The organism is Citrobacter sp. Cb004, from assembly GCF_030337065.1.
Taxonomy (GTDB): Bacteria; Pseudomonadota; Gammaproteobacteria; order Enterobacterales; family Enterobacteriaceae; genus Citrobacter; species Citrobacter braakii.
On the sequence record NZ_JAOWCH010000010.1, the window covers coordinates 1 to 522 of the forward strand.

Genomic DNA, 522 nt, shown 5'->3' on the forward strand with positions numbered 1-522 from the left:
AATTATCAAAACCTGCCCGACAAAGAACCAGAGGTGGTGGGCTATAAGGGATGGACCCGGATGCGCTGTGACCTGGATGCGGGAAAATAATCTGCAATGGGATATGCCTGAGTCGCTTAACGTTTAAGGACAAATAATGAAAATGAGTAGTATGTTAAAAATAATAATCGGAGCAATCTCGCTATGCGCCGTCTCTGCCTGTACAAAATCACCCTCACAGATTATTTATCGGTTTGATGATAATCGTTATCTGGAACTGATCGGATATGATTGTGAAGGATATGTTGTTTATCATGATATAAAAAGAAATATTCATAAGTCAATTTATAGCAACCCAATATACATGGTATTTACGGGAGAATATATTCATCCTTCAGAACAGTATATTCTGGTGCCTGAATGGGAACCTGGGGCATATAAAATATCTAAAGACTATGGGCAAACATGGCAGGTCGCATCTTATATGTCCCCATTTCAGGGGCAAGAGAGAAATTCAGAGGGGAATATGGTCGACAGACCGGA

At 40.4% G+C, this 522-nt stretch carries 1 protein-coding gene; it reads left to right on the forward strand.

Annotation, left to right across the window (positions count from 1 at the left end; translation table 11 throughout):
* Positions 1–136: 136 nt before the first annotated feature.
* Positions 137–522, forward strand: a 386-nt coding sequence (locus OGV65_RS00060; RefSeq protein WP_430640717.1) for a T6SS immunity protein Tli3 family protein, incomplete at its 3' end; no start/stop codon positions are given.